Here is a 15,403-nt window from a genome sequence, read left to right as displayed (position 1 = left end):
CATGACGCAGACCCTGCCGCCGCACGGGTACAGCCACGACAAGGATGCCTGGCTCAAGCGGCTGCGCCGCATCGAGGGACAGGTCCGCGGCATCCACCGGATGGTCGAGGAGGACAAGTACTGCATCGACATCCTCACCCAGGTCTCCGCGATCCAGTCCGCCCTCAAGGCCGTGAGCCTGGGCCTGCTGGACGAGCACCTGAACCACTGCGTGGTCGGCGCCGTCGAGGCCGCCCAGGAGTCCGGGGACGCCGCCAGCATCGACGACAAGCTCCAGGAGGCGTCCGCGGCCATCGCCCGCCTGCTCAAGAGCTGACCCGGACCGGCGCACCGGACCGACCGAACCACTCCACCGAACCGACCTGCCCACCGAGGAGAACATCGTGCAGACCACCGTCAACGTTTCCGGCATGACCTGCGGCCACTGCGTCATGTCCGTCACCGAGGAGCTCACCGAGCTGGAGGGCGTCGAGTCCGTCGACGTCGACCTCGTGGCCGGCGGGGTCTCCCCCGTCGTCCTGACCACTTCCCGCGAGCTGTCGGAGGACGAGATCAGGGAGGCCGTCGAGGAAGCGGGGTACACCGTTGCCTGAGACCCGCGCGCCCGTCCCCACGGAGGTCGCCGGGCCCCTGCGCACCCTCGAGCTCGAGATCACCGGCATGACGTGCTCCTCGTGCGTCAGCCGGGTCGAGAAGAAGCTGGGCAAGCTCGAGGGCGTCGACGCGTCCGTCAACCTCGCCCTCGAGACCGCCACCGTCCACGTGCCCGAGGGCGTGAGCGACGAGCAGGTCGTCGAGACGGTCGAGAAGGCCGGGTACGGCGCCACGCTCAGGAACGCGGCCGGGGACGACGACGAGGCGGCCGGGGACGGCCCCGACGCCATGACGAAGGTCGCGGGGCGGGAGGCGTCGTCGCTGCGCTCGCCCGAGTCCCTGCGCCGGCGCCTGCTCGTGGCGGCCGCGTTCTCCGTCCCGGTGTTCGTGATCTCGATGCTGCCCGGCTTCCAGTTCCCGCACTGGGGCTGGGTGGTCGCGGTGCTGAGCCTGCCGGTCGTCACGTGGGCGGCGTGGCCGTTCCACCGCTCGGCGGCGATCAACGCCCGGCACCTGACCTCCACCATGGACACCCTCGTGTCCCTGGGCGTGTCCGCCGCGTACCTGTTCTCGCTGTGGAACCTGCTGCGGGAGCCCGGCATGACGGCCGGCGCGATGCTCGGCCACGCGATGGACATGAGCGGGCACCAGCTCTACTTCGAGACCGGGGCCCTCGTCACCGCGTTCCTGCTGCTGGGCCGCTATCTGGAGGCCCGGGCGAAGGCGCGCTCCGGCGAGGCGCTGCGCGCGCTGCTGGAGCTCGGCGCGAAGGACGCGGTGGTCCTGCGGGACGGTGTCGAGACCGACCTGCCCGCGGAGCAGCTGCGCCCGGGGGACCTGATCGTGGTGCGTCCCGGCGAGAAGATCGCCGCCGACGGCGTGGTCGTGGACGGCCGCTCGGCCGTGGACACCTCCCTGCTCACCGGCGAGTCCCTGCCCGTGGAGGTCGAGGTCGGCGACACCGTCACCGGCGCCACGATCAACACCAACGGCCGCCTGCTGGTCGAGGCGACCCGCGTGGGCTCCGACACCACCCTGGCCCAGATGGGCCGGATGGTGGCCCGGGCCCAGTCGAGCAAGGCCCCTGTGGCCCGTCTGGCCGACCGGATCTCCGGGGTCTTCGTCCCGATCGTCCTGGTGCTCGCCCTGGCCACGCTGATCGGCTGGCTGCTGCTGACCGGGGACGTCAACGCGGCCTTCGTGGCCGCGGTCTCCGTGCTCGTGATCGCCTGCCCTTGCGCCCTGGGCCTGGCCACTCCCACGGCCCTGCTCACCGGCACGGGCCGGGGCGCGCAGCTGGGCATCCTGATCAAGGGCGCCGAGGTGCTCGAGGACACCCGCACGGTGGACACCGTGGTGCTCGACAAGACGGGCACCGTCACGAGCGGCCAGCTCTCCGTCGCGGCGGTGACGCCCGTGTCCGGGTACTCCCGGGACCAGGTGCTGGACCTCGCGGCCACCGTGGAGCAGCACTCCGAGCACCCCATCGCCCGAGCCGTGGCCGCGGCCACCCCGCACCGGTTCCCGGTCTCCGGGTTCGTCTCGGCCCCCGGCGGCGGCGTGCGCGCGCACGTGACGGACGGGATGCACTCCCGCTCGGTGGTGGTCGGGCGCACCACCTGGCTGGCCGAGAACGGCGTGCGCCTGGACGGCGCCCAGCTCGACGCGCTGCGCCGGGCCCAGGAGGGCGGGTTCACCACGATCCTCGTGGCCGTCGACGGGGCCCTGGTCGGTTTCGTGGACCTGCGCGACACCGTCAAGGACGACGCCCGGGCGGCGATCGCGCGGCTCAAGGAGCTGGGGCTGCGCCCCATGCTGCTGACCGGCGACAACGAGCCCGTGGCGCGGGCCGTCGCCGCCGAGGCCGGCATCGCCGCCGAGGACGTCGTCGCGGACGTCAGCCCGGAGGGCAAGGTCGCGGTGGTCCGCGACCTCCAGGACGACGGCCGCGTGGTCGCCATGGTGGGCGACGGCGTCAACGACGCCGCGGCCCTGGCACAGGCCGACCTCGGGATCGCGATGGGCGCCGGCACGGACGCGGCGATCGAGGCCGCGGACATCACCGTGGTGCGCAGCGACGTCGGCTCGGTCCCCACGGCCATCGCCCTGTCCCGCCGGACCCTGTCGATCATCAAGTCGAACCTGTTCTGGGCCTTCGCCTACAACACGGTGGCCGTCCCCGTGGCGGCCGCGGGCCTGCTCAACCCCGTGATCGCGGGCGCCGCCATGGCCTTCAGCTCCGTGTTCGTGGTGCTGAACTCCCTGCGGCTGCGCGGCTTCGGCCGCTGAGCCGGGGCCTCCGGACGCGACGACGCCCCGGGGCGGACCTCCTGGTCCGCCCCGGGGCGTCGTCGTCCGTGCGAGGTGCTGCTCAGGCGCCGGCCTGGCCGGGGTCGACCGGGCTCTCCTCGTTCTCCGGGAGCTCCGGCACCTCGGACTTGTAGTCCTCCTGCGCCACGTCCACGGGGTCCTGGTCGGGACCGTCCTCCTGCTGGTCGGCCATCCGCTGCTGGACCTTCTGCTCGAACTCCGCGTCGCCCTCGGTGGGCGGTTCCGGTTGCTGGCTCATGCTGGTTCCCGTCGTCCGGTCTCGAGCAGGGCACGGGGGCCGGCCCTGCTGCTCAGGTGCCGTCCAATCTATCGAGCGGACGCCCGGCGGCAACAGGCCCGTCCGGCGGCCGGGTCCTCCGGGCGCGGGGAAGCCCCGGGCGGGCGGAGCGGCGCGAGCGTGGCCTCAGGCGCGCGGGGCGGGGCCGTCGTCGCCGTCCGGCCCGTGCACCGGGCCGCGGCCGCCCGCGGGGCCGCCGTCGTCCGCCCGCGCGGGTCCGTCGCCCGGTGCGGCGCCGTCGGCGGAGCGCCGGCCGAGGAGGTCCTCGCCCTCGGTGTCGGGCCGGACGCGCTGGCCGAACTCGGCCTCGCCGGCGGGCCGTGCGGCCGCCTGCCGGCGGGCCCGGGCCTCGGCGTAGAGCTTGGCCGAGGAGCGGTTGACGCCCGTGCCCTCGCCGAGGTGGGGGTCGTTGGGCTTCTCGACGATCATCAGCGTGGCGCTGATCACGAGCGTCACGATGAACACGATGCCGGCGGCGATGAAGGCGAGGTCCAGGCGCAGGGCGTTGTCCGTGCCGCCGCTGGCGAAGATCCCCACGGCGACGAACGCGATCGCCGCGAGCACGGCGGACAGGATCAGGGGGCCCTTGACGTCGGCCCGGGAGCCGCCTCTCGAGCCCTTGCGCTGTGCCACTGGTCCTCCTCGTGAGCTGGTGTCCTCGGCAGGACGGGGCCTGCCGTGCGGTAGCCCAGTCTACGCGGTCCCGGCGGGAGCCCGTCCCCGGCGGTCCTCGTGCCGGAGGGTCAGGGCGGCCAGCAGGTGGGTGACGCCGATGACCACCGCGGCGGCCCCCACCACCCCGAAGAGGGCCTTGGCGCCGAGGTCCACCACGAGCACGAGGCCGGTGGCGGCGAGGACCGTGACGAGCCCGGCGATGGTCCAGTCGCGGCCCAGGGGGAAGCTCGTGCGGAACCGCAGCCCGAGGGCCAGCTCCGTGAGCCCGGCCAGGCCCATGACGGACGCCGCGTAGACCACGAGCCACGCGGGGCTGTCGGCGCCGAGGACCGTGAAGATCCCGCCCAGCAGGTACAGCACGCCGTAGGACTGGGGGACCTGCCGGGCGGGGCCCAGGTCCACGGCGTCGTTGCCGTTGAGCCGCAGCTGCAGGAACACGCTCGCGGCCCCCGTGAGCACGAGGTAGAGCCCCACGCCCCAGGCCACCACGGGCAGCGTCGGCTCCTGCCAGAACACGGTCACGGCGCCGAGGACCAGGGCCACGAGCGCGCGCAGCAGCGTGGGCGCGAACAGGTCGCGGTGGATGCCGGTGCTCGGGTCGGGGTTCACGGTGCGCCTTTCGGGAGGACGTGCGGGCGGGAAGGCCCTGGTGGAACGGCCCGCGGGGCCCGGGTCAGTCTAGCGACCGGAGCCGCGGCCGGGCGCCGAGAGCACCCGGGCCAGCACCGCGAGGGCGTCCGGCAGGGCGTCCCCCTGCGGGGCGGCGCCGGTGGCGCCGAAGCCGACGACGACGCCGCGGCGGGCGCCCCGCGCGCCGTGCGCCCAGTACGAGCCCAGCGCCGCCACTCGCACGCCCGCGGCCGCGGCCCGGTCCACGACGTCCTGCTCCTCGAACGGCACCTCCCCCGTGAACTCGAGGACGGCGTGCAGCCCGCCGTCCATGGGCACGGCCCGCACCCCGCGGACGCCCGCGAGGGCCGCGGTGAGCAGGTCCCGCCGGCGCCGGTACTCCCGCCGCATCCGGGCGGTGTGCCGGCGCAGCCCGCCCTCGGCCAAGAACCGGGCCATGGCGTCCTGGGCGACCGCGGAGGCGGGGTTGCCCAGGTCCGTGCGCAGCCGCAGCAGCTCCTCCCGGAGGGCCGGCGGGGCCAGCAGGTAGCCGACCCCCAGCCCGGGCGCGAGGACCTTGGTGAAGGAGCCCAGCGTGGCCACGTGGCCGCCGGCGCCGAGCAGCCGCCCCGGGGCGGGCGGCTCCGGGGCGGCGCCCGGGGCGTGGTCGAGGGAGGACAGCGCCGGGAGCGGCTCGCCCACGTAGCGCAGCTCGGAGTCGTAGTCGTCCTCCACGATCAGCGCGTCGTGGGCGCGCGCCCAGCCGAGCAGCTCGAGCCGGCGGGCGGCGGGCATCGACGCGCCGAGGGGGTACTGGTGGCTGGGGGTCACGATCACGGCGTCCGGGGGCCGCTCGATCTCCCACTCCCCCGGGCCGGCCCAGGCGCCGGACGGCAGCCGGGCGGGGTCGAGCCCCTGGTCGTCGATCGGCACGGGCAGCACCTCGTGGCCGAGCCGCTGCGGCACCCGGCGCAGCGAGGGGTAGCCGGGGTCCTCGACGGCGACCCGCAGCCCGCGGCCCGCGTGGCCGCCGAGCACCGCGAGCAGCAGCTGGAGCCCGTCCCGCGCGCCCGCCGTGACGAAGAGGTCCCCGGGGTCCCGGACCACGCCGCGCATCAGCCGCAGGTGCTCGGCGATCTGCTCGCGCAGCGGCTCCGAGCCCTGGGGCGGGGGCGCGCCCGTCCCGGCGGCGGCCGCGGCGTCCCGCCACGCGGCGCGCCACTGCGGGGTGGCCAGCCGCCCGGTGTCGGGCCGCCCGGGCGTGAGGTCGATCATGGGCCGCTCGCGGGCCCGGCGCGGCCGCGCCACGGGCGGGCGGGGGCCGGTGCGGGCGGCCGGGGGCTCCGCCCGGGAGCGCGCCAGGTCGGGGTGGACCACCGTGGCCCCGTTGGTCGCGTGCAGGTAGCCCTCGCCGTGGAGCTGGTCGTAGGCGGTGACCACGGAGCCGCGCGAGATCCCCAGCCGGGCGGCGAGCCCGCGCGTGGAGGGCAGCGGGTCCCCGGGGCGCAGGGCCCCGGAGACCACCAGCTCCCGCAGCTGCTGGACGAGCTGCGCGGGCAGGGGCGCGGGGTCGGCCCGGTCCACGCGCACGGGCAGCTCCACGTCGTGGGGGTGCCGCACGGGCCGGCTCCTCTCTCCCGCAGGTCTCCGCAGGATGTTCGGTGGTCCAACAGATTCTATCGATGGTGGACCTGTCGATGGACCACTCCGGAACGGAGGATGGACTCCATGACCGATCTGCAGACCACCCCTGCCCAGACCCCCGCCCACGACACCGCCCGCGGCGCCGCCTCGGACGCGACCCCGCTGACCGGCTCCCCGCTCGTCAAGCGCGGACTCGCCGACATGCTCAAGGGCGGCGTCATCATGGACGTCGTCACCGCCGAGCAGGCCCGCATCGCCGAGGACGCCGGCGCCGTGGCCGTCATGGCCCTCGAGCGCGTGCCCGCGGACATCCGCGCGCAGGGCGGCGTGGCCCGCATGTCCGACCCCGACCTGATCGAGGGCATCCAGGCCGCCGTCTCCATCCCCGTCATGGCGAAGGTGCGCATCGGCCACTTCGTGGAGGCCCAGGTGCTCGAGCACCTGAAGGTCGACTACATCGACGAGTCCGAGGTGCTCTCCCCCGCCGACTACGTCAACCACATCGACAAGCAGCGCTTCACCGTCCCGTTCGTGTGCGGGGCCACCAACCTGGGCGAGGCCCTGCGCCGGCTCGCCGAGGGCGCCGCCATGATCCGCTCGAAGGGCGAGGCCGGCACCGGCGACGTCTCCGAGGCCACCAAGCACATCCGCACCATCCGCGGGCAGATCGCCGAGCTGCAGGCCCTCTACAAGGTCTCCCCCGACGCCCTGTACGTGAAGGCGAAGGAGCTCGCGGCCCCCTACGACATCGTCCTCGAGGTCGCCCGCACCGGGAAGCTGCCGGTCGTGCTGTTCACCGCCGGCGGCGTGGCCACCCCCGCGGACGCCGCCATGATGATGCAGCTCGGCGCCGACGGCGTGTTCGTGGGCTCCGGCATCTTCAAGTCCGGCAACCCCGCGGCCCGTGCCCAGGCCATTGTCAAGGCCACCGCCTACTTCGACGACCCGGAGAAGATCGCCGAGGCCTCCCGCGGGCTCGGCGAGGCGATGGTCGGCATCAACGTGGGCGACCTCCCGGCCCCGCACCGGCTCGCGGAGCGCGGCTGGTGAGTTCCGCGCCCCGCGTCGGCGTCCTCGCCCTGCAGGGCGGGGTCGCCGAGCACGCCGCGATGCTGCAGGAGCTCGGCGCCGAGCCCGTGCTCGTGAAGACGGCCGAGCAGCTCGCCGGGCTGGACGCGATCGTGCTGCCCGGCGGGGAGTCCTCCACCGTGGACCGGCTGCTGCGCCTGTTCGGGCTGCGGGAGCCGCTGCGGGAGGCCGTCCTCGGCGGCCTTCCCACACTGGGCACGTGCGCCGGGCTGATCCTGCTCTCCACCGACATCGAGGACCCCGCCCCCGGCCAGCAGTCCCTCGGGGTCCTGGACGTCACGGTGGCCCGCAACGCGTTCGGCCCCCAGACGGCCTCCGAGGAGGTCACCCTGGCCTGGGGCGGCGCCGGGGACGTCGTGCGCGCGGCCTTCATCCGGGCCCCCGCGGTGACGCGTGTCGGCGAGGGCGTCGAGGTCCTCGCCCGGCACCGGGGGCAGGTGGTCGCGGTGGCGAGCGGCGCCGTCGTCGGCATCTCGTTCCACCCCGAGCTGACCGGGGAGACCACGGTCCACCGGCACCTGCTCTCCCTCGTGGCCGCCCGGCGCGGCCTCCCCGCCTGAGCGGTCCCGCTTCGCCGAACGGTCCCGCTTCGCCGAGCCGTTCTGCCCCGGCCGGCCGGTGCCGCCCCGCGCGGGGGCGCACGCCCCCGCGCGCGGGGTGCTCAGTAGCTTCCGGACGCCCCGCCGCCGGTGAAGCCGCCGCCCCCGCCGAACGAGGAGCCGCCCGGTCCGTCCCCGCCCGTGCCTCCGCCCGAGCCGCCGGAGTACAGCCCCGGGTCGGCCAGGTAGAGCGGCAGCCAGACGGCGGGGTTCGTCACGGCGTCCTGCTTGCGGTGGTGGTAGCGGTACTTCCGGTAGGCCTCGCGCTGCTCATCGGTGAGCCGCAGCCCGGGGTCGCGCTGCCCGGCCGCCCGGAGCTCCTCGTCGGCGATCCGGCGCCGGCGGCGGAGGTCTGCGACGATCCACCACGCCACCAGCGCTATGACCAGGCCGAAGCCGCCGGCGACCCAGCCGAGCAGGGCCCAGTCGAAGGGCTCCTGCGGCGGCTCCCCGCCCTGCGCGTAGGTGTAGATCTGCTCGACGGCCCCGTTCAGGCCCTGCGCGTAGCGCCCGTCCGCGAAGGCCGGCGCCAGCACGTCGTCGACCACCCGCTGCGCCTCGTCGTCCGAGAAGGCCTCGCGCACCCCGTCCGCCGACTCGATCCGCAGCTCCCGGTCCTCGGTGGCGGCGACCACGAGCACGCCGTTGTCCGCCCCGGCGTCGCCCACCTCCCAGGCCGCGGCGACCTCGCGGGCGTGGTCCTCGATCGACCCGGCTGCCTCCTCCACGGTGAGCACGGCGACGCGGGCGGCGTCCGTGCTCGCGTTGCGGTCCTCGATCAGGGCGTCGAGCTCCTGCTCCTGCGCGTCGGTCAGGACGCCGGCCGCGTCCAGCACGTTGGACCCGGCGGGCGGGTCCGGGACCTCCACCGGGGCCGAGCACCCGGTGAGCGCGGCGAGGACCAGGGCGGTCCCGGCGAGTCCTCTGCGGTCCACGGTGCGCCCCTCCTCCGTCCGCGGCGGGTCCGCGGGCTCGTCCCCAGGATGGCCCGGCGGCCCCGGTCCGGAGAACCTCCGGGAGGAGGAGTTCCGCGGCCGTCCCGGGCCGGGCGCTCCTCCTGCGGGCGGACCGGTCAGTCCTTCCGGCGGTTCGGGACCACCATCACGGGGCCCTCGCCCTCGTTGAGCACGGCCTGCGAGACGGAGCCCATGAGCAGTCCCCGGAACCCGCCGTAGCCGCGGCTGCCGACCACCACGAGCTCCGCCGACCGCCCGGCCTCCACGAGCTGGTCCGCGGGCGTGCCGGAGAAGACGAACGTCCGGACGTCGAGGTCGGGGTGGTCCTCCCGCACCGACGCCGCGACCTGGTCCACGAGCCCCTGGGCGGGCTCGGTGAGCTGCTCGCGCACGGCCCGGTCCAGGTCGGCGGAGCCCGTCGGCATGCTCAGCGCCTCCGGGACCACGGTGATCAGCGCCAGGCCCGCGCCGTGCCGCACCGCGTACCGTCCGGCCGCCAGCACGGCCGGGTTGTCCCGCCCGAGCCGGTCCACGCCGACCACCACGCGGCCGGCGAAGGGCCCGGCCGTGCCCTGGGCGGCCCTCGCCTCCGGGTCCCAGCGGTCCGGGAGGACGATCACGGGGCACTTCGCGTGCGCGGACGCCGCGGCCGTGACCGACCCGAGGCGTCCGCGCACGCCGCGGCGGCCGCGCCGGCCGAGCACCAGGGCCGCGGCGCCCTCCGACTCGTGCACCAGGACCCCAGCCGCGTCACCGCGCTCGACCACGGCGACCGCCGGGACGCCGGCGTCCCGGGCCCGGCTGACGGCGGCGCCGGCCAGCTTGTCCGCCTCCTCCTCGATCGCCTCCAGGAACGGCCCGTAGAGACTGGGGTCCACGGCCACGGGCCGCCCCATGGAGACCACCACCTTGAGCTCGCCGCCGCGGGCGGCGGCCTCCCGGACGGCCCAGTCCAGGGCCCGCTCGCTGTTCTCGGACCCGTCGTAGCCGACGACGATCTGCTCCGTCATGTGCCGCTGCTCCCTGTGCTCGCCGTGGGGGTGTGGTGCCGGGAACGCCCGCTCAGGGGCGGTGCGCGGGCACGACCATGACCGGGCCGGTGGCGTTCTCCAGCACCGCCTGGGACACCGAGCCGAGCAGCAGTCCCCGGAAGCCGCCGATGCCGCGGGAGCCCACCACGACCAGGTCCGCGGAGTGCGTGGCGTTCATCAGGATACGGCCCGGGCGGCCCACGAAGATGTGGTGCTCCACCGTCAGCTCGGGGTGCTCGGCGGCGATCTCGTCGGAGATCTCGGTGAGCTTCCGGTCGGCCTCGTGGAAGTACCGCGCCTGGTTGAACTCGTCCTGGAACCAGGCGGGCGTGCCGGACAGGGCACCGTTCACGGAGACCAGCGCCAGGGACTTGCCGTGCTCCTGGGCGTACGCCACGGCCTTCCCCAGCGCGGGGCTGCGCGAGCCGAGGGCGTCCAGGCCCACGACCACCCGGCCGGTGAAGTCGATCTCGTCGGCCTTGACCGGGCCCTCGGCCTCGAGCGCGAAGTCGCCCGCGCTGCCGCCGCGCCGTTCGGAGTGCCGGCTCTCCGCGGCCTCGGGGACGATGATGACCGGGCTCTTGGCGTGCGCCGCGACGGCCGCGGACACCGAGCCCAGCCGGCCGCGCAGCGCGCCGCCGCGCCCGCGCTTGCCCATGACCACGAGGGCGGCCTCGCCCGACTGCTCCACGACGGCCTTGGCGGCGTCCCCGGCCGCCTCGACGACCTCGACGGGCAGCCCCGCCTGCTCCACGGCCTGCCGGGCCTCGGCCAGGTGCTCGGCGTTCTCCTTCATCACGGCCTCGGTGAACCGCATCTCGAGCCCGGGGTCCCCGACCCCGATGACCGGGTAGGCGCCCAGCAGGCGCACCGTCAGGTCCTGGGCCCGGGCCTCGTCGATGGCGCGCTCGAGGGCGTGGCGGGCCTGGTCGGAGCCGTCGATGCCGACGAGCACCACGTTGTGCCCGGAGTCGGCGGCGGACTGGTTCTCTGCGCGGGAATCACTGTTCATAGTGGCATCGTAGGTGATCCGCCCCACATCCCCCGGGTGCGCCCCCGCTTGTTACCGAGCGTTCCTGAGCAGCCAGGAGTCGCCGCGGGCACGCAGCCCCAGGGTCAGGGCGCGGGCCCCCAGGTACCCGCCGGCGTAGGCGGCCCACAGCCACACGAACCCTCCGGTCCCCGACCCCGCGCGGAGCGCGACGAGCACCAGCAGCGGGGCGTAGACCGCGAGGTTGAGCACCCCGGCCACCGCGAGGTAGCGGGCGTCCCCGGCCCCGATGAGCACGCCGTCCAGGACGAAGACGTAGGCGGCCAGCGGCTGGCCGACCGCCACCACCAGCAGCCCCGCCGCGAAGAGGGCCTGCACCGCCGGGTCGGGGCTGAGCAGGAAGCCCAGCCGCGTGCCGACCAGGGCCACGAGGAGACCGGTCAGCACGCCGAAGCCGAGCCCCCACAGGACCAGCCGGTCCATCAGCGCCCGGACCGCCCGGCGCTGCGAGGGGTCCCCGACGTCCCGCGCCCCCATGTCCCGGCCCAGCAGTGCCTGCGCGGCGATGGCGAGGGCGTCCAGGGCGAACGCCAGGAAGTTGAACACCGTCATCACGAGCTGGTGCGCCGCGAGGTTCTGCGCCCCCTGTCCGGTGACCACCAGGACGGTCGCGAGGATGGCCACCCGCAGGGACACGGTGCGGAGCATGAGCCAGGAGCCCACCGCGAGGTGCGAGCGCAGGCGCGGCCACGTGGTCGAGGCCCCCACGCCGTGCTCGCGGGCGAGCCGGCGGAGGATCCGGAGGTAGGCCAGGGCCATGGCCCACTGCACGGCGCTCGTGCCGATCGCCGCGCCGGCCACGCCCAGGCCCGCGCCGTGGACGAGCAGGAGGTTGAGCCCCGCGTTGGCCGCGGCCCCGATCCCGGCGATGAGCAGCGGCGTCCTGGTGTCCTGGAGCCCGCGGAGCACGCCGGTGGCCGCGAGCACCAGGAGCATCGCGGTGAGCCCGGGCAGGGACCAGTGCAGGTACACGACGGCGTGCTCGAGGACCTCGCCGCGCGCGCCCATCAGCGCCAGCAGCGGGCGGCCCGCCGCCCAGCCCGCCGCGGACAGGAGCAGGCCGAGTCCCGCGGCCACCCACAGCCCGTCCCGGCCCACCGCCACGGCCTCGTGGAGCCGACCCGCACCGAGGTGCCGGGCGACCGCCGGGGTGGTGCTGTAGGCGAGGAAGACCATGAGCCCCACGACCGTCTGCAGCACGGCCGCCGCCACGCCCACGCCGGCGAGCTGGGGCGTGCCGAGGTGGCCGACGATGGCGGAGTCCGCCAGCAGGAACAGCGGCTCGGCCACGAGCGCCCCGAAGGCGGGGACCGCCAGGGCCAGGATCTGCCGGTTGAGGCCGCGGGGACGGGAGGTCGTGGTCACCGGTCCAGGCTACCGACGACCTCCCGTCCCCGCGGCCCACCGCCCGGCCGGGCGGTGGGCCGTGCGCTGCCCGGAGGGGGCGGCGCTCAGAAGGGGTAGTGCGGGACGTCCGGGCTGATCGTGATCCACTGCGTCTCGGTGAACGCGTCGATGTTGGCGGTGGGTCCGCCGAACCGGGAGCCGGTGCCCGAGGCGCCCATGCCGCCGAAGGGGGCGTTGGCCTCGTCGGCGACCGTCATCTCGTTGATGTGGATCTTGCCGGAGCGGATCCGGTCGGCGATCTTCATGGCCTCGCCGACGTCCCCGATGATCGACACCGAGAGGCCGTACTCGGAGGCGTTGGCGAACTCCACCGCCTCCTCGGCGCTGGACACCTTCATCACGGGGGCCACCGGGCCGAAGATCTCGTCCTTCCAGGCCGTCATCTCGTGGGTCAGGTCGGCGAGCACCGTGGGCCGGTAGAACAGCCCGTCGTGGGAGCCGCCGGCGACCACCCGGGCGCCGGCGATGGCGGTCTCCTGCACGATCGCGTCGATGGACTTGAGCTGGCGCTCGTCGATGATCGGGCCCAGGTGCACGGGCCCCTCGGCGGGATCCCCGACCACCAGCGCCTCGGCCTTCGCCGCGAGCTTGTCCACGTACTCGTCGTGCAGGTCCTCGTGCACCAGGTGGCGCCCGGTGGTCATGCAGATCTGGCCCTGGTGGAAGAAGGAGCCCATCGCCCCGACCCCGGCGGCCAGGTCCACGTCCGCGCCCGGCAGCACGATGACCACGTTGTTGCCGCCGAGCTCCAGGTGGGCCCGCTTGAGGTGCTGCGCCGCGGCGGCGCCCACGTGCCGTCCCGCCGCGGTGGACCCGGTGAAGGACACGACGTCCACCTGCGGGGCCTCGACCGTGGCGGCCCCCACGTCGCCGCCGCCGGGCAGCAGCTGCAGGACCCCGGGCGGCAGCCCGGCCTCCTCGAACACGCGCATGATGAGCGCGCCGCCCGTGACCGAGGTGCGGGGGTCCGGCTTGAGCAGCACCGCGTTGCCCAGAGCGAGGGCGGGGGCCACGGAGCGGATCGAGAGGATCAGCGGGAAGTTGAACGGCGAGATGACCGAGACCACCCCGGCCGGCACCCGGCGGGACAGCGACCAGTGCGGCGCGTCGGAGGGCAGGTACTCCCCGTGCGGATGGGTCGGCAGCGCGGAGGACTCGTAGCACTCCGCGGCCGCGACCGAGGCCTCCAGCCCGGCCTTGGGCTGGATCGCCCCGGTCTCCCGGACCACCCAGTCCATGACCTCCTCGGCGTGCTCCTCGAACAGGAGGCCGGCGCGGCGCAGCACCGCGGCGCGCTCGGAGGGCTTCAGCGCCGCCCACTCCTTCTGGGCCGCCGCGGCCTTCTCCGCCGCCTCGTACACGTCCTCGGGGGACGCGAAGCCGATCTGCCCCAGCGTCTCGTCCGTCGACGGGTTCGTGACGTCCTCGGTGCCGCCGCGGCCGTCGCGCCACCCGTTGACGTAGATCTTTCCGGTCCACACCGATGTGTCCAGCAGTGCCATGGGTCGAATTCCTCGGGTTCCGGCCGCGGGTCGGACCACCGGACGGCGGGGTGACCCACGGCACACGTGCAGTGGGGATTATTCTGCGCCTTCCTGGGAGCCGGCCCGGAGCCGGGCGCGCCGGGGCCCTCAGAGACCCCGGAGGCGGTCCATCTCCCGGCGGTCCTTCTTGGTGGGCCGGCCGGTGCCCCGGTCCCGCCGCGGGACGGCCGCGTGCAGCGCGGGTGGCGGGGGCGGGCTGCGGTCCACGTAGGCCTTCGCGGCCACCGGAGCCCCGACGCGCTTGGTCAGCAGCTGCACCACCTCCAGGACCTGCTCGTGGCCGGGGCGGCGCACGGCCACCCGCTGGCCGGGCCGCACCGGCTGGGCGGCCTTGACCGAGGTCCCGTCGATCTTCACGTGCCCGGCGCGGCACGCGGCCGTCGCGGCGGAGCGGGTCTTGAACACGCGCACCGCCCACAGCCACACGTCCACGCGCACGCTCGCGGGCGCCGGAGCCGCCGTCATCGCCCCTCCTCGGGAGCCGGTCCCAGGACGTCGTCGATCGGAGTCATGGGCTCCATTGTGCCGAAGCCGTGCCGGCCCCGGGCACCGGGCGGCTTCCGCGGGCCCGCGCCCCGTCGTCGCGAGCGCAGCACGGGGAATTAGCTACCGACCAGTGGTGCGCGACACACCGGGGGCACGACAGCCCCTACACTGAGGCTCATTCAGCGGTGGGCTGCACCGGAGCACGACCCCGCGCACGGACCGGCGGCCGGCCACCTCCCGAGGGAAGGACAGATCCATGAAGAGCAGGTTCCACGGGGCAGCAACCCTGTCCGTGCTGGCCGTCTCCGCGCTGGCCCTGAGCGCGTGCACGAGCACCGGAGGGGGCGAGGAGGCCTCCGGCGGGGGCGAGAGCGGGGGCGAGGTCAGCCTGATCAGCCCGGGAACCCTCACGGTCTGCTCGGACATCCCCTACGCCCCCTTCGAGTACGTCGAGGACGGCGAGACCGTGGGCTTCGACATCGACCTGGTCAACCGGATCGCCGAGGACCTCGGAGTGGAGACGAACGTCATCACCACGCCCTTCGAGGCCATCGAGACCGGCTCCGCGCTGGACACCGACCAGTGCGACCTCGCCGCGTCCGGCATGACCATCAACGAGGAGCGCGAGTCGGTGATGGACTTCTCCGACCCCTACCTCGAGGACAACCTCGCCCTGCTCGTGGCGCCGGACTCCGGCATCGAGTCCGTGGCCGACATCGAGGGCCAGCGCGTGGGCGCGCAGCAGGCCACCACCGGCGAGGACTACGCCCGGGACAACGGAGCGGACGTCGTCCAGTACGAGACCTCCTCGCTGATGATCCAGGGGCTCAACACCGACGACGTCAAGGCCGTGCTCGGCAACATCTCCGTGACCGGCCCCGCCATCGCGGACAACCCGGAGCTGCGGCTGGTCGAGGAGATCGAGACCGGCGAGCAGCTCGGCCTGGCCGTGAAGACCGGCAACACGGCCCTGCTGGAGCGGGTGAACGAGTCGCTGGCCGCCATGGAGGAGGACGGCACCCTCGACCAGCTCAAGGCCGAGTGGCTGGGCACCGCGGACTCCGAGGGCACGGACTCCTCGGCGAGCCCGGAGCCGGCCGCGAGCTGATC

At 74.9% G+C, this 15,403-nt stretch carries 16 protein-coding genes; 6 read left to right on the top strand and 10 right to left on the bottom strand.

What is annotated here, in order from left to right; all coding sequences use genetic code 11:
* Nucleotide 1: 1 nt before the first annotated feature.
* The 3 genes from AVL61_RS09595 (at nucleotide 2) to AVL61_RS09585 (ending at nucleotide 2,883) form a co-directional block, all read left to right on the top strand.
* Nucleotides 2–316 (top strand): metal-sensitive transcriptional regulator, encoded by a 315-nt coding sequence (locus tag AVL61_RS09595; RefSeq protein ID WP_058874121.1) that lies wholly within the window; start codon nucleotides 2–4, stop codon nucleotides 314–316.
* A gap of 67 nt (nucleotides 317–383) precedes the next feature.
* Nucleotides 384–593 carry a heavy-metal-associated domain-containing protein gene (locus AVL61_RS09590; RefSeq protein ID WP_082697062.1) on the top strand — a complete coding sequence of 70 codons (210 nt, stop codon included), beginning with the start codon at nucleotides 384–386 and terminating at the stop codon, nucleotides 591–593.
* On the top strand, nucleotides 586–2,883 hold the full coding sequence (locus AVL61_RS09585) for a heavy metal translocating P-type ATPase (protein WP_058874120.1): 2,298 nt from the start codon (nucleotides 586–588) through the stop codon (nucleotides 2,881–2,883). Before AVL61_RS09590 ends, AVL61_RS09585 begins: the two co-directional genes overlap by 8 nt.
* A gap of 82 nt (nucleotides 2,884–2,965) precedes the next feature.
* Here the strand turns inward: AVL61_RS09585 and AVL61_RS09580 are convergent, their stop codons facing one another.
* From AVL61_RS09580 to pdxR, 4 genes are all read right to left on the bottom strand, one after another.
* Entirely contained in the window at nucleotides 2,966–3,163 is a 198-nt protein-coding gene (locus AVL61_RS09580) for a hypothetical protein (RefSeq protein ID WP_058874119.1), read from the bottom strand.
* A gap of 165 nt (nucleotides 3,164–3,328) precedes the next feature.
* The gene (locus AVL61_RS18670; RefSeq protein ID WP_082697061.1) at nucleotides 3,329–3,835 is read right to left on the bottom strand and encodes a hypothetical protein; all 507 of its coding nucleotides are present in this window, start codon (nucleotides 3,833–3,835) and stop codon (nucleotides 3,329–3,331) included.
* A 60-nt stretch (nucleotides 3,836–3,895) separates the two neighbouring features.
* Nucleotides 3,896–4,486, bottom strand: coding sequence for a DUF308 domain-containing protein (locus AVL61_RS09570; RefSeq protein ID WP_082697060.1), 591 nt, complete (start codon nucleotides 4,484–4,486; stop codon nucleotides 3,896–3,898).
* 69 nt (nucleotides 4,487–4,555) lie between these two features.
* Nucleotides 4,556–6,106, bottom strand: coding sequence for a MocR-like pyridoxine biosynthesis transcription factor PdxR (gene pdxR, locus AVL61_RS09565; protein WP_058874118.1), 1,551 nt, complete (start codon nucleotides 6,104–6,106; stop codon nucleotides 4,556–4,558).
* A gap of 108 nt (nucleotides 6,107–6,214) precedes the next feature.
* Between pdxR and pdxS the strand changes: the two genes are divergently transcribed.
* Both pdxS and pdxT read left to right on the top strand, forming a co-directional pair.
* Nucleotides 6,215–7,180 (top strand): pyridoxal 5'-phosphate synthase lyase subunit PdxS, encoded by a 966-nt coding sequence (gene pdxS / locus AVL61_RS09560; protein WP_197412676.1) that lies wholly within the window; start codon nucleotides 6,215–6,217, stop codon nucleotides 7,178–7,180.
* Complete coding sequence (pdxT, locus tag AVL61_RS09555; protein ID WP_058874117.1) at nucleotides 7,177–7,779, top strand: pyridoxal 5'-phosphate synthase glutaminase subunit PdxT; 603 nt, start codon at nucleotides 7,177–7,179, stop codon at nucleotides 7,777–7,779. Before pdxS ends, pdxT begins: the two co-directional genes overlap by 4 nt.
* A gap of 101 nt (nucleotides 7,780–7,880) precedes the next feature.
* Here the strand turns inward: pdxT and AVL61_RS18155 are convergent, their stop codons facing one another.
* The 6 genes from AVL61_RS18155 to AVL61_RS09525 form a co-directional block, all read right to left on the bottom strand.
* Nucleotides 7,881–8,753, bottom strand: coding sequence for a TPM domain-containing protein (locus tag AVL61_RS18155; protein WP_058874116.1), 873 nt, complete (start codon nucleotides 8,751–8,753; stop codon nucleotides 7,881–7,883).
* Between the two features lie 137 nt (nucleotides 8,754–8,890).
* Complete coding sequence (locus AVL61_RS09545) at nucleotides 8,891–9,784, bottom strand: universal stress protein (protein ID WP_058874115.1); 894 nt, start codon at nucleotides 9,782–9,784, stop codon at nucleotides 8,891–8,893.
* Between the two features lie 52 nt (nucleotides 9,785–9,836).
* Nucleotides 9,837–10,817 carry a universal stress protein gene (locus tag AVL61_RS09540; protein ID WP_058874145.1) on the bottom strand — a complete coding sequence of 327 codons (981 nt, stop codon included), beginning with the start codon at nucleotides 10,815–10,817 and terminating at the stop codon, nucleotides 9,837–9,839.
* A 51-nt stretch (nucleotides 10,818–10,868) separates the two neighbouring features.
* Entirely contained in the window at nucleotides 10,869–12,221 is a 1,353-nt protein-coding gene (locus AVL61_RS09535) for an MATE family efflux transporter (protein WP_058874114.1), read from the bottom strand.
* 86 nt (nucleotides 12,222–12,307) lie between these two features.
* On the bottom strand, nucleotides 12,308–13,765 hold the full coding sequence (locus AVL61_RS09530; protein ID WP_058874113.1) for a benzaldehyde dehydrogenase: 1,458 nt from the start codon (nucleotides 13,763–13,765) through the stop codon (nucleotides 12,308–12,310).
* A 129-nt stretch (nucleotides 13,766–13,894) separates the two neighbouring features.
* Nucleotides 13,895–14,272 carry an RNA-binding S4 domain-containing protein gene (locus tag AVL61_RS09525; protein WP_058874112.1) on the bottom strand — a complete coding sequence of 126 codons (378 nt, stop codon included), beginning with the start codon at nucleotides 14,270–14,272 and terminating at the stop codon, nucleotides 13,895–13,897.
* A gap of 277 nt (nucleotides 14,273–14,549) precedes the next feature.
* Here AVL61_RS09525 and AVL61_RS09520 point away from each other — a divergent pair, with 277 nt between their 5' ends.
* The gene (locus AVL61_RS09520) at nucleotides 14,550–15,401 is read left to right on the top strand and encodes a transporter substrate-binding domain-containing protein (protein ID WP_058874111.1); all 852 of its coding nucleotides are present in this window, start codon (nucleotides 14,550–14,552) and stop codon (nucleotides 15,399–15,401) included.
* The last annotated feature ends 2 nt before the right edge of the window (nucleotides 15,402–15,403 follow it).

Origin of the sequence: Kocuria rosea subsp. polaris (genome assembly GCF_001483755.1) — a bacterium.
Lineage (GTDB): Bacteria > Actinomycetota > Actinomycetes > Actinomycetales > Micrococcaceae > Kocuria > Kocuria cellulosilytica.
The sequence above is the reverse complement of the archived record's forward strand: the minus strand, read 5'-3'. Positions and strand labels throughout refer to the sequence as shown.